Annotated in this window: 24 protein-coding genes; 19 read left to right on the forward strand and 5 right to left on the reverse strand. The window is 65.2% G+C overall.

Annotated elements, in window-relative coordinates; genetic code table 11:
- The first annotated feature begins 56 nt into the window (after nt 1-56).
- From murC to D9V29_RS14875, 11 genes are all read left to right on the forward strand, one after another.
- Complete coding sequence (murC, locus tag D9V29_RS04440; protein WP_121672127.1) at nt 57-1,454, forward strand: UDP-N-acetylmuramate--L-alanine ligase; 1,398 nt, start codon at nt 57-59, stop codon at nt 1,452-1,454.
- A gap of 102 nt (nt 1,455-1,556) precedes the next feature.
- Nucleotides 1,557-2,399: an FtsQ-type POTRA domain-containing protein gene (locus D9V29_RS04445; RefSeq protein ID WP_229790357.1), complete on the forward strand. Its 843-nt coding sequence runs from the start codon at nt 1,557-1,559 to the stop codon at nt 2,397-2,399.
- Nucleotides 2,400-2,555: 156 nt separating this feature from the next.
- Nucleotides 2,556-3,755, forward strand: coding sequence for a cell division protein FtsZ (gene ftsZ / locus D9V29_RS04450; RefSeq protein WP_121672129.1), 1,200 nt, complete (start codon nt 2,556-2,558; stop codon nt 3,753-3,755).
- A 2-nt stretch (nt 3,756-3,757) separates the two neighbouring features.
- Nucleotides 3,758-4,465 (forward strand): YggS family pyridoxal phosphate-dependent enzyme, encoded by a 708-nt coding sequence (locus D9V29_RS04455; RefSeq protein WP_121672130.1) that lies wholly within the window; start codon nt 3,758-3,760, stop codon nt 4,463-4,465.
- A 37-nt stretch (nt 4,466-4,502) separates the two neighbouring features.
- Nucleotides 4,503-5,015, forward strand: a complete 513-nt coding sequence (locus D9V29_RS04460) for a cell division protein SepF (protein ID WP_121672131.1) — start codon at nt 4,503-4,505, stop codon at nt 5,013-5,015.
- A gap of 7 nt (nt 5,016-5,022) precedes the next feature.
- The gene (locus D9V29_RS04465) at nt 5,023-5,325 is read left to right on the forward strand and encodes a YggT family protein (RefSeq protein ID WP_229790356.1); all 303 of its coding nucleotides are present in this window, start codon (nt 5,023-5,025) and stop codon (nt 5,323-5,325) included.
- Nucleotides 5,326-5,446: 121 nt separating this feature from the next.
- Nucleotides 5,447-6,082, forward strand: a complete 636-nt coding sequence (locus D9V29_RS04470) for a DivIVA domain-containing protein (RefSeq protein ID WP_121672132.1) — start codon at nt 5,447-5,449, stop codon at nt 6,080-6,082.
- A gap of 3 nt (nt 6,083-6,085) precedes the next feature.
- Entirely contained in the window at nt 6,086-6,754 is a 669-nt protein-coding gene (gene lspA, locus D9V29_RS04475; protein ID WP_121672133.1) for a signal peptidase II, read from the forward strand.
- On the forward strand, nt 6,754-7,674 hold the full coding sequence (locus tag D9V29_RS04480; RefSeq protein ID WP_121672134.1) for an RluA family pseudouridine synthase: 921 nt from the start codon (nt 6,754-6,756) through the stop codon (nt 7,672-7,674). Before lspA ends, D9V29_RS04480 begins: the two co-directional genes overlap by 1 nt.
- 89 nt (nt 7,675-7,763) lie before the next feature.
- Entirely contained in the window at nt 7,764-11,228 is a 3,465-nt protein-coding gene (gene dnaE / locus D9V29_RS04485) for a DNA polymerase III subunit alpha (RefSeq protein ID WP_229790373.1), read from the forward strand.
- 67 nt (nt 11,229-11,295) lie between these two features.
- Entirely contained in the window at nt 11,296-13,098 is a 1,803-nt protein-coding gene (locus D9V29_RS14875; RefSeq protein ID WP_183084912.1) for a hypothetical protein, read from the forward strand.
- A 6-nt stretch (nt 13,099-13,104) separates the two neighbouring features.
- Here D9V29_RS14875 and D9V29_RS04495 read toward each other — a convergent pair whose 3' ends face one another.
- Nucleotides 13,105-13,599: a flavin reductase family protein gene (locus tag D9V29_RS04495; protein WP_121672136.1), complete on the reverse strand. Its 495-nt coding sequence runs from the start codon at nt 13,597-13,599 to the stop codon at nt 13,105-13,107.
- Nucleotides 13,600-13,707: 108 nt separating this feature from the next.
- On the opposite strand from D9V29_RS04495, the gene hisD reads away from it, so the two are divergent.
- The 3 genes from hisD to D9V29_RS04510 all read left to right on the forward strand — a co-directional run bounded on the left by hisD (nt 13,708) and on the right by D9V29_RS04510 (nt 16,624).
- The gene (gene hisD, locus D9V29_RS04500) at nt 13,708-15,018 is read left to right on the forward strand and encodes a histidinol dehydrogenase (RefSeq protein WP_121672137.1); all 1,311 of its coding nucleotides are present in this window, start codon (nt 13,708-13,710) and stop codon (nt 15,016-15,018) included.
- Between the two features lie 63 nt (nt 15,019-15,081).
- Nucleotides 15,082-15,564 carry a transcriptional regulator NrdR gene (nrdR, locus tag D9V29_RS04505; RefSeq protein ID WP_121672138.1) on the forward strand — a complete coding sequence of 161 codons (483 nt, stop codon included), beginning with the start codon at nt 15,082-15,084 and terminating at the stop codon, nt 15,562-15,564.
- Between the two features lie 28 nt (nt 15,565-15,592).
- Entirely contained in the window at nt 15,593-16,624 is a 1,032-nt protein-coding gene (locus D9V29_RS04510) for a quinone-dependent dihydroorotate dehydrogenase (RefSeq protein ID WP_121672139.1), read from the forward strand.
- An 18-nt stretch (nt 16,625-16,642) separates the two neighbouring features.
- Here D9V29_RS04510 and D9V29_RS04515 read toward each other — a convergent pair whose 3' ends face one another.
- Entirely contained in the window at nt 16,643-17,236 is a 594-nt protein-coding gene (locus D9V29_RS04515) for a DUF3043 domain-containing protein (RefSeq protein ID WP_229790355.1), read from the reverse strand.
- Between the two features lie 39 nt (nt 17,237-17,275).
- Between D9V29_RS04515 and D9V29_RS04520 the strand changes: the two genes are divergently transcribed.
- The 5 genes from D9V29_RS04520 to D9V29_RS04540 all read left to right on the forward strand — a co-directional run bounded on the left by D9V29_RS04520 (nt 17,276) and on the right by D9V29_RS04540 (nt 22,375).
- Entirely contained in the window at nt 17,276-18,706 is a 1,431-nt protein-coding gene (locus D9V29_RS04520) for a dipeptidase (protein ID WP_121672140.1), read from the forward strand.
- A gap of 84 nt (nt 18,707-18,790) precedes the next feature.
- Nucleotides 18,791-19,150, forward strand: a complete 360-nt coding sequence (locus tag D9V29_RS04525; protein ID WP_121672141.1) for a HesB/IscA family protein — start codon at nt 18,791-18,793, stop codon at nt 19,148-19,150.
- A 173-nt stretch (nt 19,151-19,323) separates the two neighbouring features.
- Nucleotides 19,324-20,229, forward strand: a complete 906-nt coding sequence (ctaC, locus tag D9V29_RS04530; protein WP_121672142.1) for an aa3-type cytochrome oxidase subunit II — start codon at nt 19,324-19,326, stop codon at nt 20,227-20,229.
- A 2-nt stretch (nt 20,230-20,231) separates the two neighbouring features.
- Nucleotides 20,232-21,962 (forward strand): aa3-type cytochrome oxidase subunit I, encoded by a 1,731-nt coding sequence (gene ctaD / locus D9V29_RS04535; protein ID WP_121672143.1) that lies wholly within the window; start codon nt 20,232-20,234, stop codon nt 21,960-21,962.
- Nucleotides 21,962-22,375, forward strand: a complete 414-nt coding sequence (locus D9V29_RS04540; RefSeq protein ID WP_121672144.1) for a cytochrome c oxidase subunit 4 — start codon at nt 21,962-21,964, stop codon at nt 22,373-22,375. The genes ctaD and D9V29_RS04540 overlap by 1 nt, the downstream gene beginning before the upstream one ends.
- Nucleotides 22,376-22,454: 79 nt before the next feature.
- Here the strand turns inward: D9V29_RS04540 and D9V29_RS04545 are convergent, their stop codons facing one another.
- From D9V29_RS04545 to qcrA, 3 genes are read right to left on the reverse strand one after another with little or no spacing between them, the layout of a single operon-like run.
- A complete protein-coding gene (locus D9V29_RS04545) occupies nt 22,455-23,312 on the reverse strand; it encodes a methyltransferase domain-containing protein (RefSeq protein ID WP_121672145.1) in 858 nt (285 codons plus the stop codon).
- A 27-nt stretch (nt 23,313-23,339) separates the two neighbouring features.
- Entirely contained in the window at nt 23,340-24,965 is a 1,626-nt protein-coding gene (gene qcrB / locus D9V29_RS04550) for a cytochrome bc1 complex cytochrome b subunit (protein WP_121672146.1), read from the reverse strand.
- On the reverse strand, nt 24,962-26,044 hold the full coding sequence (gene qcrA, locus D9V29_RS04555; RefSeq protein ID WP_121672147.1) for a cytochrome bc1 complex Rieske iron-sulfur subunit: 1,083 nt from the start codon (nt 26,042-26,044) through the stop codon (nt 24,962-24,964). Before qcrA ends, qcrB begins: the two co-directional genes overlap by 4 nt.
- Between the last annotated feature and the right edge of the window lies 1 nt (nt 26,045).

Below are 26,045 nucleotides of genomic sequence, written 5' to 3' on the forward strand. Positions count from 1 at the left end.
CCCCATGCGTTATAACTGAACCTTCCGTACAGCCCAGAGAATAGCGAGTACCCAGCGTGATCAAGCCCGACTTCAGCGTCGACATCCCCGACGATCTCGGCACCGTGCACTTCGTCGGCATCGGCGGCTCCGGCATGAGCGGAATCGCCCGGTTGTTCCTCGGAGCAGGGCACAGGGTGACCGGCTCAGATGTTCGCGAGTCCGCGAACACCGAGGCGCTCCGCGAACTCGGCGCGACGGTGCACATCGGCCATGACGCCGCCAATGTCGGGGACGCGGATACCATCGTCGTCACGAGTGCCCTGTGGCCAACGAACCCTGAGTATCTTCTCGCGAAGGAACGCGGCATCCCGGTCCTGCACCGGTCGCAGGCTCTCGCTGCTGCGATCAGCGGAACCCGCCTGGTTTCGGTCGCGGGTGCGCACGGGAAGACCACCTCGACGGGCATGATCGTCACCGGTCTCCTCGGACTGAACGAAAGCCCGAGCTTCGTCAACGGGGGAGTCATCGAATCCCTCGGTGTGTCGAGCGCCAGGGGAACGGGCGATCTCTTCGTCGTCGAAGCCGATGAATCAGACGGATCATTTCTGCTCTACGACACCGCCGTTGCCCTGATCACCAACGTCGACGCCGACCACCTCGACCACTATGGATCGCTCGAGGCGTTCGACGACGCTTTCGTCACCTTCGCACAGAAGGCGTCAGAACTCGTCGTCATCTCGTCCGACGACGCCGGAGCTCTCCGCGTCGCCGCCAAGCTCGATGGCAAACGCATCCTCACCTTCGGTGAAGCGGAGGATGCCGATGTGCGGGTGCACTCGATCGGGTCAGAAGGTCCGGTGTCGTTCGTTCTCAGCTATCAGGGTCAGGACAACGGAGCGACGCTGCGGATCCCGGGCAAACACAACGCCATCAACGCCGCAGGCGCATTCGCGGTCCTCGTCGGTCTCGGGTTCGGCGCCGCCGAATCCCTCGCCGCGATCGCGGATTTCGGAGGAACGGAACGCCGGTTCGAACTCCACGGCACCGTCGACGGCGTCAGCGTCTTCGACGACTACGCCCACCACCCGACCGAGGTGGCCGCCGCGCTGTCTGCCGCGCGCACGGTCGTCGGGAACGGGCGCATCATCGCCGTGCACCAGCCGCACCTCTACAGCCGCACGCGGCTGATGGCCGGTGAGTTCGCCGAAACTCTCGAATCGCACGCCGACCAGACCGTCGTGCTCGACGTCTACGGTGCCCGAGAAGACCCGGAACCCGGCGTCACCGGCGAGCTCGTCTCGCAGCGGTTCACGGATGCGTCCCGCGTCGCTTTCATCGCGGACTGGCAGGAAGCGGCCGACTACGTCGCCTCCATCGCGGAACCAGGCGACTACGTCATCACGCTCGGCTGCGGCGACGTTTACCGGATCGTGCCCCAGCTTCTCGGTTCGCTCACCGCTGCCAGGCCGTAACGAATGAAGCGGCCCTCAGGTTTCACCCCCCAGCGACCGTCTCCAGCCGAGCCGGACGGTTCGACGGCCCCGTCGCGGTCGCGCGGTGAAGCATCGATCACGGTGCCCAGAAAACCGGTCACCGTCACGCCTGCGGAGCCGATCCCGTTCACGCCGTCGAATGCCGATCGGACGGAGGCGACCGAGCCGGAGAAGCTGCCCAAGCTCCGTGAAGCACGGAAACAGCGCAAGCGCGTCGAGCGAGCAGAGGTCAAGCGCTTCACTGCTCACGCGAGGCGCAGGCGCAGGACGATCCTGTCCGTCGTCGGCGGGGTCCTCGGACTTGCCCTTCTCGCGTGCCTGCTCGCATACACGCCGATCCTGTCGGTTCGCACGATCCAGGTCGAGGGCGCAGAGCGAGTCAGTTCGGACGCCGTGGTCGCCGATCTCTCCGGCCAATTGGGCTCCCCGTTCCCCATGGTCGATGAATCCGCCATCAAGGCTGCTCTCGTGAGCTATCCGCTGATCGAGTCTTACGCGGTCGAAGCCCGCCCCCCGTCAACCCTCGTCATCCGTCTGGTCGAGCGCACGCCGGTGGGCGCGATCGACACAGGGGACGGTTTCCTCATCGTCGACGCGGCCGGCGTGATCATCGAGTCGGCGACCGACCGCCCAGGTGGGTACCCCCTCATCTCCGTCGATGGCGGAGTGAAAGCGGACGGTTTCGCCCCCGCCGCCGCCGTCCTGCGGGCTTTACCGGACGGACTGTTCGCGCGGGTAGACACCGTCACTGCGACGACAAAGGACGACGTCCGCTTCACGCTTGCCGACAGCGAAACCACCGTCGTATGGGGCAGTTCCGAGGAGTCGGCGCTCAAGGCATACACACTCGAAGCACTCATGAAGGCGCAACCGGATTTCGCCGAGTACGACGTCACATCACCGAGCGTCGCCGTCGTCCGCTGAGCGCACCTCCCGGTTTTTTCTTCGCCGATTTCGCGACACGCGCACGTCATCCCGCGCGTTGGGTGTGCCCGGCATAACTTGAGTTCAAGAAATGCATACTGAGCATAACTTTAAACCTTAACCTGAGGTTGAGGGTTCTTTCCCCGGAGGCCGGACGTGACTAGTAACCAGAACTACCTTGCCGTGATCAAAGTCGTCGGCATCGGCGGCGGCGGCGTCAACGCCGTCAATCGAATGATTGAACTCGGCCTTCGCGGCGTCGAGTTCATCGCCATCAATACCGACGCCCAGGCGCTGCTCATGAGCGACGCCGACGTCAAGCTCGACGTCGGGCGGGAGATCACGCGCGGCCTCGGAGCGGGCGCAGACCCGGAGGTGGGTCGACGCGCGGCCGAAGACCACGCCGAGGAGATCGAGGAAGCCCTTGCCGGCGCCGACATGGTCTTCGTCACGGCGGGAGAAGGTGGAGGAACCGGTACAGGTGGTGCCCCCGTCGTCGCCCGCATCGCTAAATCCATCGGCGCGCTCACCATCGGTGTCGTCACGAAGCCGTTCGGATTCGAAGGCCGCCGTCGCCAGGCTCAGGCCGAACTGGGCGTCGCGAAACTCAAGGAAGAAGTCGACACGCTCATCGTCGTGCCGAACGACCGTCTCCTTGAGATCAGCGACCGCGGAATCAGCATGCTCGAGGCCTTCTCGACCGCCGACCAGGTCCTCCTCGCCGGTGTCCAGGGCATCACCGACCTCATCACCACCCCGGGCCTGATCAACCTCGACTTCGCCGACGTGAAGAGCGTCATGCAGGGCGCAGGTTCGGCGCTCATGGGAATCGGATCGTCACGCGGTGCAGACCGGGCGATCAAGGCTGCTGAACTCGCCGTGGCGTCCCCCTTGCTCGAGGCCAGCATCGAGGGCGCGCACGGTGTTCTGCTCTCGATCCAGGGCGGATCGAACCTCGGAATCTTCGAGATCAACGACGCCGCTCGCCTCGTCCAGGAAGCAGTGCACCCCGAAGCCAACATCATCTTCGGTGCCGTCATCGATGACACCCTCGGTGACGAGGTTCGGGTCACCGTCATCGCCGCCGGGTTCGACGGAGGAGAGCCGCCGTCACGGCAGGGCGAGTCGTCCCGCGACGCGGTCGTCACGACCGGGGGCGTGCAGACGAGTGCGCCGGCTGTTCCCGCGGCTGCGGCCGCAGCCGGAAGCACGGGCGCCGCTGCGGGCGGTTCCGTTCTCACCGAAGCCCCCCAGACCTGGAAGGTCACCGAGCAGTCGCTCGCGACGCCTCCGGTGACGGCGGACCCGGCGTTTGCCGACGAAGACGAACTCGACATCCCCGACTTCCTCAAGTAGACATGCCGGACGGCAACGACCAGGCGCTCGACCAGCTTTCGCTGGACGAGCGCCTGGCGCGTGTCCGGGCGGGAATAACGGATGCCGCATCGGTGGCCGGACGCGCGGCATCCGAGATCACGACGATCGTCGTCACGAAGTTCCACCCCGCAGACCTCGTGCGGGAACTGTACGCGCTCGGCGTTCGCGATTTCGGCGAAAACCGGCACCAGGAGGCGGCGGCGAAAGCCGCCGATCTTTCGGACCTGCGCGACGCGACCTGGCACTTCGTGGGCCAGTTGCAGTCGAAGAAGGCGCGGCAGGTTGCCGGATACGCCTCGGTCGTCCACTCGATCGACCGGGCGGCCCTCGTCACCGCGCTTGCAGTGCCGCGGGAGGTCCCGCTCGACTGCTTCGTGCAGATCAACCTCACCGACGATCCCGGTCGCGGCGGTGTGGCGCCTGACGGGCTCGACGAACTCGTCGAGCGAGTCCTCGCGACCACACCGCTCAATCTGCTCGGCGTGATGGCCGTCGCGCCGCTCGGCGAGGAGCCCCGCCGCGCATTCGCCCGACTCCGCGCGCTGTCCGACCGCGTCGTTGCGCTGGCGCCGGAGGCGAATCGCATCTCAGCAGGAATGTCCCACGATTACCGCGAGGCGATCGCCGAAGGCGCGACACACCTTCGCATTGGGACCGCAATCACGGGTAACCGGCCGTTACCCGGTTAATCTCATTGAAGTAGGAACCGCACAAACGGAGGTAGCGATGTCCAACCCGCTGAAGAAGACAATGGTCTACCTTGGCCTCGCAGATGATGATCTCGAGTACGAGGAGAACCAGCAGACTGCCCCCGCCGCGGCACCAGCTGCGTCGAACACGCACGGCACGTCCGCGACGAGCGCGTCAGCCGCTTCGTCCGCAGCGCCTGTGCAGAACCGCGCTCCCGTCACGCCCCTGCGACGCCCGACGGCCACCAAGCAGGCAGCGCCGGCGGAGCTCAACGAGATCCTCACCGTGCACCCGAAGCAGTACCGTGACGCTCAGGTGATCGCCGAAACGTTCCGCGATGGAGTTCCGGTCATCATCAACCTGTCGCAGATGAGCGAGGGAGACGCCAAGCGCCTCATCGACTTCGCCAGCGGCCTGTCGCAGGGTCTCTACGGCAAGATCGAGCGTGTCACCAGCAAGGTCTTCCTGCTCTCTCCCGCGCACGTCGCCGTGCTCGGCGACCAGGGCGCAGCCGCTGATGCAGAGTCGACCTTCTTCGCTCAGCAATAATTGAGGGGTGGACTCCGTTCTTTCGCTTCTCCGAAACATCCTGTACTTCGCCCTCCTGCTGTACTTCTTCGTCATGTGGGCACGGTTCGGTCTTGACCTTGCCCGGTCGTTCAAGCCGCGCTGGCGGCCGACCGGTCCTGGGCTGATCGCCGCCGAACTCGTCTTCAGCCTGACGGACCCACCGATCCGGTTTTTCCGCCGGATCCTCCCACCCGTCAGAATCGGTGCGCTCGCGCTCGATTTCGGGTGGAGCATCACCATGCTGTGCGTCATCGTGTCGATGACGCTGGTCAATCTGCTTCTGCGCTGAGGGTGCGCGCGGGGTATCCTGTTAAGCCACGTGCCCCTCAGCTCTCAGCCAGCAGTCGCTGCTGGTGTTTGCTAGCGTAGGCACGTCCATTCGAGCTCAATCAAGTAAGAGGTGGGAAGCCATGGCGCTAACTCCGGAAGACGTAGTCAACAAGCAGTTCCAGCAGACAAAGTTCCGCGAGGGCTACGACCAGGACGAGGTCGATGACTTCCTGGACGAGGTCGTTGTCGAACTTCGCCGCCTGCTCCAGGAAAACAACGAGCTCAAGGCACGCCTCGAAGGCTCCGACGCCGGCGACGTCCGCCCGGTAGAAGCAGTACCTGCGCCGGCAGCAGAAGCCGCACCGGCTCCGGTTGTTGCTGAGCCTGCCCCCGCTGCGGCTCCGGCCCCCGCGCCGTCGGCTCAGGATGAGGGCGAGTCCAGCTCGAGCCTCCTCCAGCTCGCACGCCGTCTCCACGACGAGCACGTGCGCGAGGGCGCCGAGAAGCGCGACGCACTCATCGCCGAAGGCCACGCCACCGCGGCCCGCGTCGTTGCCGAGGCCGAGGCCAAGCAGCGCGCACAGATGAACATCCTCAACGAGGAGCGGTCCACCCTCGAGAAGAAGATCGACGAACTGCGCGACTTCGAGCGCGAGTACCGTCAGAAGCTCCGCGGCTACATCGAGAGCCAGCTCAAGGAACTCGACTCAAACGCCGGGCCGAGCGCACAGGGATCGGGCTCCGGCTACGTGACCAGCGAGAAGTCCAACGCGTAAGTTTTGAGCGAAGAAAAGGTTTCGCCGGAACCCACACCGGCTGGACCACTCCGTGTCCGAGCGCTAGTTGTCGTCGCCGCCCTTGCGGCGACGGCACTGGCGCTCGACCAGTTCACCAAGCACCTCGTGGTCACGACCCTCCCGCTCGGCGAGCAGGTCAAGATTCTCGGCGACGTTCTCATCTTCCAGTTCGTGCGGAACCCGGGGGCGGCGTTTTCCCTCGCGGCAGGCAGTACCTGGATCTTCTCGATTCTCGCCGCCGTCGTCACCGTCGCGATCATCGTTCTCTCACCTCGCATCCGGTCGATCGGCTGGGCCGTCGTCTTCGGTCTCCTCCTCGGAGGGGTGCTGGGTAACCTGACCGACCGCCTGTTCCGGGAGCCGTCGTTCGGGCTCGGCCACGTCATCGACTTCATCTCCACTCCGTGGATGATTCCCGCGATCTACAACATCGCCGACATCTGCATCGTGTCGAGCATGGGGCTCTTCATCCTGCTGACCATCCTCGGGATCAACCTCGACGGAACCCGGGCAACGAAGCAGACATCAGATCCGGATGCCGCGGCAAGCGACGAGACGATCGACCCGGTGACGACTCCGGTGGCGACCGACGAAACACCGGCGGAGCACCAGCCCGGTGCCTCGGAGACGCCCCACCGCTCGGACGCCTGATGGAGACGCGCAGCCTGCCCGTCCCTGACGGCCTTGACGGCACCCGTGTCGACGCCGGCCTGGCGAAGGTTCTCGGGTTCTCCCGCAGCTTTGCCGCCGACGTCGCCGAAGCCGGGGGAGTGAGCCTCGACGGCAAACCCGCCGGCAAATCAGACCGGCTGACCGCAGGGTCCTGGCTCGAGGTGACCTGGACGCCCAAACAGGAACCCGTCGTCGTTCCCGTCATCGTCAGCGACCTCTCCGTCGTGCACGACGATGACGACATCATCGTGGTGTCCAAGCCCGTTGGCGTCGCCGCGCATCCTTCGGTGGGCTGGACAGGCCCGACCGTGCTCGGCGCTCTGGCCGGAGCCGGTTACAGCGTTTCGACGTCGGGCTCAGCGGAGCGTGCGGGCATCGTGCATCGCCTCGACGTCGGTACCACGGGTCTCATGGTCGTCGCGAAGAGCGAACGCGCGTACACCCACCTGAAGCGCGCCTTCCACGACCGCGAGGTCGAAAAGGTGTACCACGCTCTCGTCCAGGGACACCCGGATCCGCTTGCCGGCACGATTGACGCCCCCATCGGGCGGCACCCGAAACACGACTGGAAATTCGCGGTCACGGCCGAGGGCAAGCCGTCGATCACCCACTACGAAACGGTCGAAGCCTTCGCGAGCGCGTCACTGCTCGAGATCCACCTCGAGAGTGGTCGCACGCACCAGATCCGCGTTCACATGGCCGCCCAGCGGCATCCGTGCGTCGGCGACCCGCTCTACGGGGCCGACCCCACGCTCGCCGCCCGGCTGGGTCTCACCCGGCAGTGGCTTCACGCTGCCCGGCTCTCCTTCACACACCCCGGCTCGGGGGACTGGGTCACCTACGACTCGGCATACCCGGACGACCTCCAGCACGCCCTCGATGTCCTCCGTGAGGATTAGGCTGGGAGCCCAGCCCCCAGTTCTCCGGAGAAGTCTTGCCTTCAACTGACGACTCGTTCGTTCACCTGCACGTCCACAGCGAGTACTCGATGCTCGACGGCGCGGCCCGCGTCAAACCGCTCATCGAGGCCGCTGTCGCCGAGGGGATGCCCGCTGTCGCGGTCACCGACCACGGCAACATGTTCGGCTCCTTCGACTTCTGGTCGACGGCGACCGCCGCGGGAATCAAGCCGATTATCGGTACAGAGGCGTACATCACCCCCGGGACACACAGGACCGACAAAACCCGGGTGCGCTGGGGCACGAGCGCCCAGGGCCGCGACGACGTCTCCGGCAGCGGTGCGTACACGCACATGACGCTGCTGTCCGAGACGACGGAGGGCATGCACAACCTCTTCCGGATGTCGTCTCTCGCGTCCATCGAGGGGTACTACTTCAAGCCGCGGATGGACCGTGAAGTACTCGCCACGTACGCCAAGGGAGTCATCGGGACGACGGGGTGCGCCGGTGGTGAGATCCAGACGCGACTGCGGCTCGGGCAGTACGACGAAGCGAAGGCGGCTGCCGCCGAGTTCCGGGACATCTTCGGCAAGGACAACTTCTTCTGCGAGGTGATGGACCACGGCATCGACGTCGAACGCCGGACGATGACCGACCTGTTCCGGCTCGCGAAAGAACTCGATCTTCCCCTCGTCGCCACGAACGATCTGCACTACACACACGCCCACGATGCGAAGGCCCACGCTGCACTGCTGTGCGTGCAGTCCGGTTCCACGCTCGACGACCCGAACCGGTTCAAGTTCGACGCCGACGAGTTCTATCTCAAGTCCGCTCAGCAGATGCGGCAATTGTTCCGCGACCACCCGGAGGCGTGCGACAACACGCTCCTCATCGCCGAGCGCTGCGACGTCGAGTTCAACACGAGCGCAAGCTACATGCCGCGCTTTCCCGTGCCCGCCGGTGAGACCGAAGAAACCTGGTTCATCAAGGAAGTCGAGCGCGGACTCGTCGAGCGGTACCCCGGCGGGATCCCAGACGACGTACGAGCGCGTGCCAACTATGAGGCAGGCGTCATCGTCCAGATGGGGTTCCCCGGCTACTTCCTCGTCGTCTCCGACTTCATCAAGTGGTCGAAGGAGAACGGCATCCGGGTGGGTCCTGGCCGTGGTTCCGGTGCCGGTTCGATGGTCGCGTACGCGATGAAGATCACCGACCTCGACCCGATCGTGCACGGTCTCATCTTCGAGCGGTTCCTCAACCCTGACCGTGTCTCCATGCCCGACTTCGACGTCGACTTCGACGATCGGCGCCGTGGTGAGGTGATCCGCTACGTCACCCAGAAGTACGGCGACGAACGCGTCGCGCAGATCGTGACCTACGGCACGATCAAGGCGAAACAGGCGCTCAAGGACTCGTCCCGCGTTCTCGGCTTCCCCTTCGGCATGGGCGACAAACTCACCAAGGCGATGCCGCCTCCCGTCATGGGCAAGGACGTCCCCCTGACCGGGATCTTCGACAAGACGCACCCGCGATACAAGGAGACCGTCGACCTCCGCACGATCGTCGAGACGGATGCCGAGGCACGCACGGTTTTCGACACCGCTCTGGGGATCGAGAACCTCAAGCGACAGTGGGGTGTGCACGCTGCTGGTGTGATCATGTCGAGCGACCCCCTCATCGACATCATCCCGATCATGAAGCGGGAACAGGACGGCCAGATCGTCACCCAGTTCGACTACCCGGCGTGTGAAGCCCTCGGGCTGATCAAGATGGACTTCCTCGGGCTGCGGAACCTGACGATCGTCAGCGACGCGCTCGACAACATCGAATCGAACCGCGGCACGCGGATCGAGCTCGAGACGCTTCCCCTCGATGACACCGGTGCGTACGAACTACTCGCCAGGGGCGACACCCTCGGCGTTTTCCAGCTCGACGGCGGTCCTATGCGCAGCCTCCTGCGCCTGATGAAACCCGACAACTTCGAGGACATCTCCGCGGTCATCGCCCTGTACCGGCCGGGGCCGATGGGTGCTGACTCCCACACGAACTACGCCTTGCGCAAGAACGGGCTGCAGGCGATCACGCCGATCCACCCCGAGCTCGAAGAGCCCCTGCAGGAGATCCTCGGTGGGACCCACGGTCTCATCATCTACCAGGAGCAGGTCATGTCCGTGGCGCAGAAGCTGGCCGGCTTCTCGCTCGGCCAGGCGGACATCCTGCGGCGGGCGATGGGCAAGAAGAAGAAGTCCGAACTGGACAAACAGTTCGAGGGCTTCAGCGGCGGCATGCGCGAACGCGGCTACTCGGACGCAGCGATCAAAGCCGTCTGGGATATCCTGCTTCCGTTCTCCGACTACGCCTTCAACAAGGCGCACTCCGCCGCCTACGGGGTGGTGTCGTACTGGACCGCCTACCTCAAGGCTCACTATCCGGCCGAGTACATGGCCGCCCTGCTCACGAGCGTCGGGGATTCCAAGGACAAAGCGGCGATCTACCTGAACGAATGCCGGCGCATGGGAATCCAGGTCCTCCCGCCGGATGTCAACGAGTCCATCGGGTTCTTCCGCGCCGTCGGTGAGGACATCCGCTTCGGGCTCGGCGCGGTCAGGAACGTCGGGTTCAACGTCGTCGAAGCGATCCGCGCTGCTCGCGAAAGCGAGGGTGCATTCACCTCGTTCCACGACTTCCTCCGCAAAGTCCCGCTCCCTGTCGCGAACAAGCGCACGGTGGAGTCGCTGATCAAAGCAGGAGCATTCGACTCGCTCGGCGCGACGCGTCGCGGACTCATCGAGGTCCACGAGGATGCCGTCGACAGCGCGGTCAGCCTCAAACGCAACGAGGCCAACGGCCAGGTGGATTTGTTCGGCGGGATCTTCGATCTCGATGCGCCCGAAGAGTCCGCTCCTGACCGGCCCGAGTGGTCGAAGAAGGACAAACTTGCGTTCGAGCGCGAGATGCTCGGTCTTTACGTGTCCGACCATCCCCTCGCGGGCCTCGAATTACAGCTCGCGAAACACGCGACAACCACGATCACCGACCTCCTCACCTCGGAGCACACGCAGGACGGCGACACCGTGACCATCGCGGGCCTCGTCACGAGCGTGCAGCACCGGGTGGCGAAGACATCAGGCAACCAGTACGGCATGATCCAGGTCGAGGACTTCGGCGGTGAAATCACCGTGATGTTCATGGGGAAGGCGTACCTCGAGTTCGCACCGACGCTCATTAACGACTCCGTCGTCGTCGTCCGAGGTCGCGTCAGCATGCGCGATGACGGCATGAACCTGCACGCCTACAGCATCTTCTCGCCCGATGTCGAGCAGGGCGGAGTCTCGGGCCCGCTGACGCTCACCATGCCAGACGCACGGGCGACGACGGAGCTCGTCACGCAACTCGGCGGCATCCTGACCCGTCACTCCGGGGATGCCGAAGTGCGGCTCAAGCTGGTGCGCGGAGACGTCGCCCGCCTCTTCGAGATTCCCTATCCCGTCAAGGTCACGCCTGACCTGTTCGGCGAGCTGAAATCACTGCTCGGGCCCAATTGCCTCGGATGACGTACGCTCGAACCGTGTCGGCCCCGTGCCCCCCAAACACCTGTACAGCCGCGAACGAAGGATCCCCATGACGAACCCGACCACGCCGCCTGAACCTCGGGATTCCGGTCAGGGACAGCCGGAGCCGCAGCAACCGTTCGTGCCGCAGCAGCCGTACCCGCAGCAGGGCGGCTATCCGCAGGAGCCGTTCCCGCAGCAGGGTGGTTATCCGCAGCAGCCGTTCCCGCAGCAGGGCGGCTATCCGCAGCAGTCGTATCCACAGCAGGGTGGTTATCCGCAGCAGCCGTTCCCGCAGCAGAACCCGCCGGTCTACCAGCCGGTTCAGCCCGCACCTGCCCAGGAACACTACCCGCAGTCATCTCGGCAGGCGCCCGCCCGGCCGCCACGGCCGAGAACGGATGCCTCAGGGGTGCCGTACGGCATCGGTCCGTTCACGCTGCGGGAGATCCTGTTCCTCGGTGTGACAGCAATCGTGTTCCTCGCGTCGTTCCTCCCGTTCCTGGGCGGGGACTACAGCGATCTCTTCGGTTACTCGAGCGCGTGGGCTCCAGCCCCCTGGCTCGCCATTCCCGCGGCTCTCGTCCTCGTCGCCGCAGCAGTTTTGATCGTGAGCCGGCGGCTTTCGCCGACCAGGCGCCTCCGGGTCGGCTCGTTGTCCGTCGACCAGTTCGCGTCAGCGGCATCCGTCGTGACAGCCGGGTTCTACCTGGGAGCACTGTTCCTGATCGTCGGATTCCCCGCCTGGTTCGGCGGCGGGAGCGAGATCCTGGCGCCGGGCGCCGGCGTGATCGTCGGTCTGCTGTTCTCCCTGGCCGCCGTCGTTCTCACGACGCTTGCCCCTGTGATTCCAGCGTTCAACACCGATTTCACCAGGCGAGGTGACGCATCCGCCCACCGGACTGCGCGTCCGGCCGACGCCGTCCCTCGCCGCCCCCGCCCGGAACAACAGATTCCCGGCGAGCAGTTGCCTCAGGCGCAGGGTGAATCAGGCTTTCCGCTGCAGCAGGCGGGGCCAGGTGAGTTCGCCGCATACCAGCGACGCGGATCGGCTCCCGCTGTAGCGGCGGACGAGCACGTCCCGAGCGCTGAAGAAAGCGCCGGGCTGAGCCTCGCCGAGCAGCCGCGCGATGACGAGGGAATCGACGAACGGACGATCGCCGGGCAGCCGGTTCGCCCGCCGTCCGCCAGCGCCGCGGAATCTTCCGGGATCTCCGCCGAGCGAACAGCTGCTGTGCCGTTCGACGAGTTCCAGGAGAGCGTCAGCGAACCGAACTCGGCAACCGAAGGCACCGCTGGCACCGTCGACGACGGAGCGCACGGCGAGCCGCAGGCGTTCGCGCCCGGATTCGTCGCGACCGATGTGCCCGCTGTGGACCCGGAACCCGGTGCCGCAGCATCACCGGGTGACGTCGACGATGAGCGCCACGATGAGGTGTCAGCGCCGGTGTCAGCCTTCAGCCATGTGTCTGCGCAAGCCGCTTCCGGGAGGCAGGCGACCGATACCCGTGTGGATTCCGTGGAAGCCGTCGGGGAGTCCGGCCAGCCCGCGAGCGAGGGCAGCGCCGGATCAGACAGCGCGGAATCGGACATCGCCGAGCCTGAAGCAGTCCGGCCAGACACGGGGGCGCGTCCAGAACAGGCGACGCCGGGTGCGGCATCGGCGACAGCAGTCTTTTCCACCCAACCGTTCTGGGTCTACTCTCCGGTGCCACGTCCGGTGGTCGACGAAGTGTCAGGGGCGACGGTGTTCGAGATCGGCCCCACCGCGTGGGCTCTTGCGGTGGTCGACCGCGGATCCGAACTCGTGATCCGGCACGATGATGGACGCATCGGCGTGCTTCACGACCTCGACGGAATCACCCGCGGCTAGCTAGCCTCAGGCGATGTCGCCCGGGCGCACATATCGGCGCTCGTGGTAGATCAACGGCTCGTCATCCTCGCCGATCGCGCCGCGTTCGATCTGGACGACGACGACTGCGCTGTTGTGCACGGGGAATCGTTCGATGATCCTGCCGCTCATCCAGGTGGTCACACCATCGAGAATCGGCAGACCGTTGTCGCCCATGTGCCAGTGGTCGCCGATGAACCGCGCGGCGTTGTCGCCGCTCATGATCTCGGCGACCCGCCGGTTCCGGGCACCGAGCATGTGGATCACGACGCGATCGGTCGACGAAATCGCCGGCCAGGAACTGGCACTCCTCGCCATGTTGAAGGTCGCAAGCGGAGGAACCGCGGCGAGGGACGCGAGCGATGTCGCCGTGAAGCCAACCGGGGTCCCGGTGCTGTCGATGGCAGTGACCACCGCGACGCCAGCGGCGTGACGGCGGAACGCGGCCTTGAAAGCATCCAGATCGGGCTGCATCGGGTTCATTCTGTGTGTTCCTTTCGGGGCGAGCGCCTGCGGCTTCCCTGCGTGTGAGATCAACGTGGACGTGGCAGGGTTATTCCGTTCAGGACCGCCGGATATGCTGGGGTCAACATGATTCAGACTCTCGACCTTCGCGGAATTCAGCCTAGCCGCGCCGAATTGCTTGCCCTCATTCCGCGCCCGGTCGTCGACGTTTCCGTCGCTTCGGCCGCCGCTGCCACCCTCATCGACGAAGTGAGGGCAGACGGGGAAGACGCCATTCGCCGGCATGCCGAGCGGTTCGACGGAGTCGCCGGTGCGCGGATCCGGGTAGAGCCGTCGGCGATAGCGGATGCCGTCGCTTCGCTCGATCCCGCCGTGCGAGTCGCACTCGAAGCGGCAATCGAGCGCGTCCGCGAAGCCACCAGAGCTCAAGTGCCCAACCCCGTCACAACGACACTGGCGCCGGGCGCTACCGTTCACCAGCGCTGGCAGCCTGTCGACCGGGTTGGACTCTACGTCCCGGGTGGAAAGGCTGTCTACCCGTCGAGCGTGGTCATGAACGTCGTCCCCGCTCAGGTCGCCGGAGTGGCATCCATCGCGATCGCCTCGCCCGCCCAGCACGACCACGGGGGGGCCGTGCACCCGACCATCCTCGCCGCCGCAGGTCTCCTCGGCGTCGACGAGGTCTACGCCATGGGAGGTGCGAGCGCCATCGGTGCCCTGGCCTACGGGGTGCCCTCGCTGGACCTCGATCCGGTCGACGTCGTGACCGGTCCTGGCAACATCTACGTCGCGGCCGCGAAACGCCTCGTCCGTGGCGTCGTCGGCATCGACTCCGAGGCGGGGACGACCGAAATCCTGGTGATCGCGGACGCCAAGGCCGACCCGATTCTGGTCGCCGCGGACCTCGTGAGCCAGGCAGAGCACGATGAGGCGGCGGCATCTCTGCTCGTCACCGACTCAGTCGATCTCGCTCGCTCGGTCGAAACGGAACTGTCCAGGCTCGCCGACTCGACGGAACACTCCGCCCGGGTGACCGAAGCTCTCGGCGGACCACAGTCTGCGATCGTGCTCGTCGACGACCTCGCAGCGGCTGCGCGGTTCAGCAACGCGTACGGGCCGGAACACCTCGAGATCCAGACCGAGGACGATCAGGCCGTGCTCGCCACGATCACGAGCGCCGGCGCGATCTTCCTCGGGGCGCACTCGCCGGTCAGCGTCGGCGACTACCTCGCAGGCTCGAACCACGTGCTGCCGACCGGCGGCCAGTCGCGGTTCTCGTCCGGTCTTGGCGCGCACACCTTCCTCCGGCCGCAGCAGGTCATCGAATACGACCGTGATGCTCTCGCCGGAGTCGCAGAACATGTCGTATCACTGGCACATGCCGAGGCTCTCCCCGCGCACGGGGACGCTGTCACCGCAAGGTTCCCCGCTCACTGACGCGAACGAGGCGGCGATTCCAGCGCCAGCCGAAGGCGAACTCGGCAGCGGTAGTCTTGACGCATGTATTGCCCGTTCTGCCGTCACCCCGATTCCCGTGTCATCGACTCGCGCACGAGTGACGACGGTCTCTCAATTCGCCGCCGCCGGCAGTGCCCGGAATGCGGACGCCGTTTTTCGACGACCGAGACCGCGAGCCTCAACGTCATCAAACGCAGCGGTGTCGTGGAGCCGTTCAGCCGCGAAAAGGTCGTCTCCGGCGTGCGCAAGGCGTGTCAGGGGCGACCGGTGACGGACTCCGATCTCGCGATCCTGGCGCAAAAGGTCGAGGAGTCGATCCGGCAGACCGGCACCAGCCAGATCGACGCGAACGAGATCGGACTCGCGATCCTCACGCCGCTTCGCGAACTCGATGAGGTCGCGTACCTGCGCTTCGCGAGTGTCTATCAGGCCTTCAACTCGCTCGAGGATTTCGAGGACGCCATCACCCTGCTCCGCAGCGAGCACGAGGAAGCGGATGCCGCGGGGGAGCACGCGCAGGCCTGATCCGCAGGCACGATACCCTTGCATCGGCATGTATCGCTTTCTTTTCTCCTCCGTCCTGTCCAGGCTCGATCCTGAACGCGCCCACCACCTCGCTTTTGCGGTGATCCGGGCACTGCCCACCATCGGCCTCGACGGCGCCGTCCGACGGTTCACGCGGCCGAGCGCGGACATCCGCGTCGACACCCTCGGCCTTAACTTCGACACGCCGTTCGGTCTCGCCGCCGGATTCGACAAGGACGGTGAAGGCGTGGTCGGCCTCGGAGCGCTCGGCTTCGGCCATGTGGAGGTCGGAACGCTGACCACTCACTCCCAGCCGGGAAACCCGAAGCCGCGGCTGTTCCGCCTCATTCCCGACCGCGCTGTCATCAACCGGATGGGCTTCAACAACGGGGGAGCGGCATCCGCTGCCCGCCGACTCGCGCGCGTCCGCGGCATTCCCAACCGCCCGGTGCTCGGAGTGAACATCGGCAAGAGCCGTGTCGTCGGTGTGGACAACGCGATCTCGGACTACCTCACGAGCACGAAGCTCCTCGCGCCCGTCGCCGATTACCTCGTGGTCAACGTGAGTTCGCCGAACACTCCCGGGTTGCGCGGTTTGCAGGAGCTCGACAAGCTCGCCCCACTCCTGACGGAAGTGAAACAGGCCGCAGGCCGCACTCCGCTGCTCGTGAAGATCGCTCCTGACCTCAGCGACGACGAGGTGCGCAGAATCGCCGAACTCGCCGTCGAGGTCGGACTGGACGGGATCATCGCCACGAACACCACGATTGCGCGGAGCGGACTGTCGACCCCGGCCGCCGTCGTCGAAGCGGCCGGTGCCGGTGGTCTCTCGGGAGCACCCCTCGCCGACCGGTCCCTGGAAGTGCTTCGTCTCATCCGGTCAGTCGTCCCCAGCGACCTCTGCGTGATCTCCGTCGGGGGAGTGGAGACGGCTGAAGACGTCGCCGCACGACTGGCCGCCGGCGCAACCCTCGTTCAGGGCTACACGGCGTTCCTGTACCGCGGACCGCTGTGGGCGCGCCAGATCAACCGGGGACTCAGCGCGCTCAGCTCACGCTGAGACGGAGTCCGGTCGAGGTCAGGCTGGGCGCTGGCCCCGCTTGACCTGCGGCTTGGGCAGACGGAGGACACGCATCTGGAACGCACGCATGGCGGCGTACCACCGGACACCGCGCTCGACCCCGTCAGCGCCGTACTTGGCAGCGAGCTTGCGCTTCACCGACATCCCGAGCCACACCGCGTCGAGAACAGCGATGGCGAAGAACACCCACAGCAGGAGCATCGCGTAGACCTGCACGAGCGGCGGGAACAGGGTGAGCAGGATGACGAGGAACATCACCGGAATGAGGAACTCGCCGATGTTGAACCGGGAGTCGACGTAGTCACGCACGAATCGCTTCTGCACGCCGCGGTCGCGCGCTGGCAGGTACCGTTCGTCACCGGCGGCGAGGCCGATCCGGGCCTTCTCGCGCTGTTCGGCCATCTTCGCCTTGGCTGCCTTCGCCGCTTCCTTGCGGTCGCCAGGCACAAGCGGTCGCTTGTTGAGCGCTTCGCGTTCACGGCGGGTCGGCGTCGGCCGCCCCTTACCGCTGTTGCCGGCGAGACGGTCAGCCGTCTCTTCGGCGGTTTCGATGATGGGCTCGGGGGACGAGCCTGAAGTGTGCTTGGTCACGATGAGTCCTTGCGCTGGATATCTCTTAAGATTACCTGCATGACCGATACCGACGAGCACGTCCAGCCGAAAACCTCCTCCTCCGACTCCGCGATCCGGGATGCGGTGGCCGGCTCTCTGCCGTCGACGATCGCCGACCTGTCGAGACTCGTGCGGATTCCGAGCGTGTCCTGGGCTGCCTTTGACCCCGCTCACGTGCGGGCGAGCGCGGAAGCCGTCGCGACCCTGGCACGAGACACGGGCGTCTTCGAGTCGGTCGAGGTCCTGCAGGCCCCGATCGGTGAGACCGAGGAACTCGGGCAGCCGGCCGTGCTCGCCACGCGTCGCGCGAAGAACGGCAGACCGACGGTCATGCTCTACGCCCACCACGACGTCCAGCCGCCCGGCAAGGACGAGGACTGGGACTCCCAGCCGTTCGAGCCCACAGTACGCGGTGACCGCATTTACGGCCGTGGGGCTGCCGACGACAAAGCCGGAGTGATGGCACACATCGCGTCTCTCCGTGCGCTGACGGCAGCGGTCGGGAACGACTTCGACCTCGGACTCGCCCTCTTCATCGAGGGAGAGGAAGAGTTCGGCTCCCGCTCCTTCGCCAACTTTCTCCGGGCCAATCGCGAGGCCCTCGCCGCGGACGCCATCATCGTCGCGGACTCGAACAACTGGGATGAGAAGACACCCGCCCTCACCATCGCGCTGCGCGGCAACGTCACCTTCCGGCTCACTGTGACGACGCTCGAGCACGCCTCGCACTCCGGAATGTTCGGGGGAGCGGTTCCGGATGCCATGCTCGCCACGATCCGGTTGCTGTCCACGTTCTGGGACGACGCCGGGTCCGTCGCGGTCGACGGGCTCACGCGCCACGATGGCGTCACCCCGGAGTACACGGAAGAGCAGCTGCGCGCTGAAGCCGGTCTCCTCCCCGGCGTCAGCCCGATCGGCACCGGCACGATCCTCAGCCGGATCTGGTCCCAGCCATCGATCACCGTGACCGGGATCGATGCCCCGTCCGTGGCGAACGCCTCGAACACACTCTCTCCCACGGTCTCCGTCAAGGTCAGCGTGCGGGTGGCGCCAGGTCAGACAGCGAAGGATGCCCAGGCTGCGATCCAGCGGCATCTCACCGCAAACGCCCCATTCGGAGCGACGGTCGAGATCGACGACCTCGACCTCGGCGACCCGTTCCTCGTCGACACGAGCGGGTACGCCGTCGGCGAAGCGAAACGGGCGATGGCGGATGCCTGGGGTGTCGAACCGGTGGAGCTCGGCATCGGCGGCTCCATCCCCTTCATCGCCGACCTCGTGAGGGAATTCCCCGAGGCGGAAATTCTCGTGACCGGGGTCGAGGATCCGCACTCCCGCGCCCACAGCCCCAACGAGTCGCTGCACCTCGGAGTGTTCTCCCGGGCGATCCTCGCCGAGGCGCTGCTCCTCGGCAGGCTCAACGACGCCAGCCACGTGGCATCCGCCTGATCCCTCCAGCCTCCACACGGTTTCGATGCGTAGAATGAAGACGATTGTGGCAGTACCCGAAAGCACGACCTACCAAGGAGAGTCATGAGCGACACGACGCTGACATCCGCCCCGCCCGCCCACGGAGTCGGGCTGAGCGACACGGCAGCAGCCAAGGTGAAGAGCCTGCTCGAGCAGGAAGGCCGTGACGACCTCCGGTTGCGCGTCGCCGTGCAGCCCGGCGGCTGCTCCGGTCTGATCTACCAGCTGTACTTCGATGAGCGGATGCTCGACGGGGACGCCACCGTCGACTTCGGCGGCGTCGAAGTCATCGTCGACAAGATGAGTGTCCCGTACCTGGACGGTGCATCGATCGACTTCGAAGACACCATCCAGAAGCAGGGTTTCACCATCGACAACCCCAACGCGGGCGGCAGCTGCGCATGCGGAGACAGCTTCCACTAGGCGGTTTTTCAGGATTCGATGCAGGGGGCGCGCCGGGAACGGCGGGTCCTCTACATCATTTAAGTCGACCGCGACCGCCGGATACCGGGCCGCGCCCGGTAAATGGTCGAGAGCGGGTGCGGGGATCGGGCTAGACTGAAGGCTGTAATAACACTGTCATCGAAAGGTCCCAGGTGCGCTCGAATCCTCGACTCCGATGGGCTGCTGTACCGGTCGCCATCACGCTCGCCGTGGTCCTGGCCGGCTGTACCCAGGCCGAACTGAACGGCTATCTTCCAGGTTTTGTGGAGGGCGAAGCGCCCGTCACGAACCACACCGAGCGCATAGCCGGGCTGTGGACCACCTCGTGGATCGTCCTCCTCTGCGTCGGTCTTCTGACCTGGGGCCTCATCCTCTGGGCGATCGTCGTCTATCGCCGCAGGAAGGGCCAGACCGGCCTTCCCGTCCAGATGCGCTACAACATGCCGATCGAGATCTTCTACACGATCGTGCCGCTCATCCTCGTCCTCGGTTTCTTCGCGTTCACCGCGCGCGACCAGGCCGCGATCGAGACGCACCACGACGACCCCGACGTCGAGATCTCCGTCTTCGCCAAGCAGTGGGCGTGGGACTTCGTCTACACCGACGGTGTCGATGGCGAAGACGTCTGGACCGCAGGCATCCAGGCTCAGGAAGAAGAAGGTGCCGAACGCGGCACCATCGACCAGGAACAGCTTCCGACGCTGTACCTGCCCGTCGACAAGAAGGTGACGATCGCGCTCGAATCGCGTGACGTCATCCACTCGTTCTGGGTCATCGACTTCCTGTACAAGAAGGACATGTTCCCCGGAAAGACGAACTACATGTCGTTCATCCCCGAGCGTGAGGGGACATACGCGGGCAAGTGCGCTGAGCTCTGTGGTGAATACCACTCCCTGATGCTCTTCAACGTCGAGGTCGTCTCCCAGGAGGAGTACGACAACTACCTGCAGGGTCTCGCAGACGAAGGCAACATCGGCGACTTCGGAGACGAATTCTCCCGCAACGCAACACTCCCGGGCATCGACTCCCCGGATCGCCCCGAGGAAGAGGGTAACTAGCCATGGCTACCACCATCGAGATCCCAGCCGGCCAGGCTCGGGTTGTCAACAAGAACACGGTTGCGCGCAAGGGGAACGTCCTCGTCAACTGGATCACGTCGACGGACCACAAGACCATCGGGTACATGTACCTGATCTCGTCGTTCCTGTTCTTCTGCGTCGGCGGCGTGATGGCCCTTATCATCCGTGCGCAGCTGTTCGAGCCGGGCCTCGCCCTGCTCGAGACCAAAGAGCAATACAACCAGCTGTTCACCATGCACGGCACGATCATGCTGCTCATGTTCGCGACGCCGCTCTTCGCGGGTTTCGCCAACGCGCTCATGCCCCTCCAGATCGGCGCTCCCGACGTCGCATTCCCGCGGCTCAACGCATTCTCGTTCTGGCTCTTCCTCTTCGGCAGCCTGCTCGCCATCGGCGGATTCCTCACCCCGCAGGGTGCGGCATCCTTCGGCTGGTTCGCATACGCACCCCTGTCGAGCACGACGTTCTCACCGGGTATCGGCGGAAACCTCTGGGTGCTCGGTCTCGCGATCTCCGGATTCGGAACCATCCTCGGTGGAGTGAACTTCATCACGACCATCATCACCATGCGCGCCCCTGGCATGACGATGTGGCGGATGCCGATCTTCACCTGGAACACGCTCGTCACGTCGCTGCTGATCCTCATGGCCTTCCCGGTTCTCGCGGCGGCTCTGTTCGGACTCGGGCTCGACCGCGTCTTCGAAGGGCACATCTACGACGCCGAGAACGGCGGAGTGATTCTCTGGCAGCACCTGTTCTGGTTCTTCGGCCACCCCGAGGTCTACATCATCGCGCTGCCGTTCTTCGGCATCGTGAGTGAGGTCTTCCCGGTCTTCAGCCGTAAGCCGATCTTCGGGTACAAGACCCTGGTCTACGCGACCATCGCGATCGCCGCCCTGTCGGTGACGGTGTGGGCACACCACATGTACGTCACAGGCTCCGTGTTGTTGCCGTTCTTCGCGCTCATGACGATGCTCATCGCCGTACCGACGGGTGTGAAGATCTTCAACTGGGTGGGAACCATGTGGCGGGGTTCCGTCACCTTCGAGACCCCCATGCTGTGGGCGATCGGGTTCCTCGTCACGTTCACCTTCGGTGGTCTCACCGGAGTGATCCTGGCATCGCCCCCGCTCGACTTCCACGTCTCGGACACCTACTTCGTCGTCGCCCACTTCCACTACGTGGTCTTCGGTACCGTCGTCTTCGCGATGTTCAGCGGGTTCTACTTCTGGTGGCCCAAGTGGACCGGAAAGATGCTCAACGAGAAGCTCGGCTACTGGCACTTCTGGCTGCTCTTCATCGGCTTCCACACGACCTTCCTCATCCAGCACTGGCTGGGTGTCGTCGGTATGCCTCGTCGCTACGCCACGTACTCGCCTGAAGACAACTTCACCTGGATGAACCAGTTGTCGACGGTCGGCTCCATGATCCTCGCGCTGTCGATGCTTCCGTTCTTCCTGAACGTGTACATCACCGCGCGCAAGGCACCGAAGGTCACGGTGAACGACCCGTGGGGTTACGGCGGATCGCTCGAGTGGGCGACATCCTGCCCGCCTCCTCGCCACAACTTCACGTCGATCCCGCGGATCCGCTCCGAGCGCCCCGCCTTCGACCTGAACCACCCCGAAGCCGGCATCCCCGTCGGTATCGGACCGGCGAAGGACGCCCCGGATGCCCCCACGTACGACCGCTCGGAAGGTGAAGTGAAGTAATGAAGGCGAACGTCAATCTCTTCTGGATCCTTGCCGTCTTCTTCACGCTTGTCGCCGGAATCTACATCTTCTGGACGACGACGGCCGGCCGGCTCGAGTGGGCAGGCGCAACCGCGCTGACACTGTCCGCAGTGCTGGCTGCCTTCCTCGGGTTCTACCTCAACCGGGTGCACCGTCACCAGGGCGGAGAGCTCCCTGAGGACACGCTCACTGCCAACATCGACGACGGCGACCCCGAGATGGGACACTTCGCTCCGTGGAGCTGGTGGCCGATCTTCCTCGCCGGCGGATGCGCCCTGTTGATGCTCGGACTTGCTGTCGGCTACTGGATCGCGTTCATCGCCGCTCCACTGGTCCTGATCGCCGTGATCGGCTGGACCTACGAGTTCTACCGCGGGTTCCACGCACGCTGATTTCCAGCACCATAGAGAGAAGGCCAGGCGCGACGCGCCTGGCCTTCTCTGTGCCTCCTGACGGGCGGCGGGCCGGGCCTCAGCGCTTTCGTCGCAGCGTGAGAACGGTGACGGATGCCGTCACGCGGCGCACAGCATCCGCCCCGTCCGGGTACTCGGAATCTCTGCGCGAATGGTGCGCAGATGGCCCCATGCCGAGCAGCGCGCTCAGTGCATCCCGGTCGAGCTCCATGGTAAATTCGACGGTTGTCCTGGCGACCTCGGCGAACCACGGATCCGCGGCGGTCACGAGGTCGTCGGCCTTGCCGTCCGGGACGTCGAGCGCGAGGCCAGCCTCCCGGGCCTCACGAAGATGCGTGCCGGTAGGAACGACCGCCACAAGGCATCCGTTCTCGTCGAGGACGCGCGCGAATTCGGGCAGGTTCCTCGGCGCGAAGACGCTCAGCAGCACGTCGCGTGACACATCAGCGAGGGGGAGCGGCTGCCAGACATCGAGGACGACTCCAACGGCGTCAGGAACGCGCTGGACAGCGATGCGGACGGCGGCGGGAGAGAGATCGGCGGCGAGTACATCCGACGAGCCGAGGCGCTCTGCGGCGGCAGCGAGGTAGAACCCGGTGCCGCAGCCGATCTCGGCGATCCTGGCGGGCGCGGCCGGTGCTGCGTCCCGGACGGCAGTCGCCACGGCTGCAGCGATGGGATCGTAGGCACCGGTGCTGAAGAACCTGTCGCGCGCGGCGAGCATGTCTGCGCTGTCGCCGACGACGCGGGTGCGGGGAGGCAGAAGCGAGATGTAGCCCCGCTTGTTGACGTCGAAACGGTGGCCGTGTTCGCAACCGAGCGTGAGTGAGCCGGTGGGGGAGAGCGGAAGAGATTGTCCGCCCGGGGAGAAACAGAACGGGCAGCGAAGCCCTCCTGCCAGTTGGTGGAGGGTCAACGCTGCCCGATCGGTTCGGTGATGGTCCTAGTGGTGGTCGTGCGACGACTCGAGCTCGCCCTGGGTCACCGGGTCGATGCGGTCCTCGAAGAACCAGCGTGAAAGCGCTGCGCGCGTGCGCTGGGCCACCGTGATGCGTCCGCGCGAGTTCGGGCGGATCATCAGCGGCTGGTATGACTCGTGTCCGACCAGGTTCCAGCGCTCGTACTCGTCGACGGGCTCGTGAACCTCGATGTACTCTCCGCCGGGGAGGCGGACGATGCGTCCGGACTCGTAACCGTGGAGGGCGATCGAGCGGTCCTTCTTCTGCAGGGCGAGGCAGGTGCGCTTGGCGATGAAGTAAGCGAGGACCGGTCCGACGAAGAGGAGAACCTGCAGGGTGTGGATGACACCCTCCATCGTGACCTTGAAGTGCGTCGCGATGATGTCCGAGCTGGCCGCAGCCCACAGAACCGCATAGAAGGTGACACCGGCAGAGCCGATGGCGGTGCGGGTCGCCGCGTTGCGCGGGCGGTCGAGGATGTGGTGCTCACGCTTGTCTCCGGTGATCCAGCCTTCGATGAAGGGGTAGATCAGGACGAGGACGATGAACAGACCGACGACCGCGAGCGGAATCAGGATTCCGAACGAGAACGTGTGGTCGAAGAGCACGATGTCCCAGTTCGACGGAGCGAGCCGGAGCACGCCGTCGGCGAAGCCGATGTACCAGTCAGGCTGGGTTCCCGCGGACACCGGTGACGGGTCGTACGGGCCGTAGTTCCAGACCGGGTTGATCGTGAACAGCGACGCGATGAGCATGACGACACCGAAGACGATGAAGAAGAACCCACCTGCCTTCGCTGCGTACACGGGGAGGATCGGGTAGCCGACGACGTTCTGCTGCGTACGCCCAGGACCGGAGAACTGGGTGTGCTTGTGCACGACGACGAACAGGAGGTGCAGCGCGATGAGCACGAGGATGATCGCCGGCAGCAGCAGGATGTGGAGCGAGTACAACCGGCCAACGATGTCCGTTCCGGGGAACTCGCCACCGAACAGCAGGAACGAGGTCCAGGTGCCGATGACCGGAATTCCCTTGACCATTCCGTCGATGATCCGGAGACCGTTACCCGAGAGCAGGTCGTCGGGAAGTGAGTAGCCGGTGAAACCCTCTGCCATGGCGAGGATGAAGAGGACGAATCCAATCACCCAGTTGAGTTCACGCGGCTTGCGGAATGCACCGGTGAAGAAGATGCGCAGCATGTGCAGGCCGATCGACGCCACGAACAGCAGCGCAGCCCAGTGGTGTACCTGCCGCATGAGGAGTCCGCCGCGGACATCGAATGAGATGTCGAGGGTGGATGCCATCGCCGCGGACATCTCGATGCCCTTGAGCGGTACGTAGGAGCCTTCGTAGTGCACTTCGGCCATCGACGCCTGGAAGAAGAACGTCAGGAACGTTCCGGAGAGCAGGATGATGACGAAGCTGTACAGCGCCACCTCACCGAGCAGGAACGACCAGTGGTCGGGGAAGATCTTGCGACCGAGTTCCTTGACAGCGGTCGAGATGCTTGTCCGCTCGTCGATGTAGTTCGACGCCGTTGCAGTGAACCCGCCGGATTTCTTCGTCGGCGTCGGTGTCGTAGGTTCGGCCGGGGCCGTGACGGTGTTCAATGACGCTCCCAGAAGCTCGGGCCGACAGGTTCCTTGAAGTCGCTCTGTGCGACGAGGTAGCCCTCGTCATCAACGGCGATCGGAAGCTGCGGAAGGGGACGAGCCGCGGGTCCGAAGATCACGGCGCAGTGGTTTGTGACGTCGAACTGTGACTGGTGGCATGGGCACAGCAGGTGATGTGTCTGCTGTTCGTACAGTGCAACCGGGCACCCGACGTGGGTGCACACCTTGGAGTACGCGACGATGCCGTCGTACGACCAGGCCTTGCGGTCCTCGTCTTCGACGAGATCTTCTGGCTTGAGCCGCATCAGAAGGACGATGGCTTTCGCCTTTTCTTCCAGGTAGCCCTCCGTGTGCCCGACGCTCGCGAGCTTCTCGGGGATCACGTGGAAGACCGAACCGACAGTGACATCTGCTGCCTTGATCGGCACACCGGAGGGGTCACGCGCGAGCTTGTCGCCTGCTTCCCACATGGTGTGCTTCAAGAGGTCGACTGGGTTCTGGTTCTCCGGGGCGAGGCCACGGAACAGAACCACCGCGGGGAGCGGGAAGGCGATCAGTGCGCCGATGAGGCTGTTGCGGATCAGTGAACGGCGTCCGAAACCGGATTCCTGGTTGGCCTCGTCGAAGATTTCGATGGCACGCGCACGAGTCTCGACCGTTCCGCGGACCGGGTGACGCTCATCGATACCTTCTTCGGCGTGCATGAGCGCCTTGCCCCAGTGCACAGCTCCGATGCCGAGCGCGAGGAGCGCGAGGGCAAGACCGAGACCGATGAACAGGTTGTTTGCGCGGACCGAAGCGATGTCCTCCGGGACGATCGGGAATGCCATGTACGCGGCGATGGCCCAGACGCTTCCGACGATGGAGAGGTAGAAGAGCGTGTAAACCGCGCGCTCAGCGTTCTTCTCCTTCTTCGGATCCAGGTCGGTGACCCGGGGCCGGTGTGGGGGGAATCCGGGGTTCTGAACCGCGTCCCTGGCGACTACCGCCGTACCGACGGCGTGTGCTGTGCCGTGGCCGTGGTCTGACGAGTCGGCAGCGGCGAGTTCCGTGCCGCTGTTATCGTCCTGTGCCATG

Origin of the sequence: Mycetocola manganoxydans (genome assembly GCF_003667545.1) — a bacterium.
Lineage (GTDB): Bacteria > Actinomycetota > Actinomycetes > Actinomycetales > Microbacteriaceae > Mycetocola_A > Mycetocola_A manganoxydans.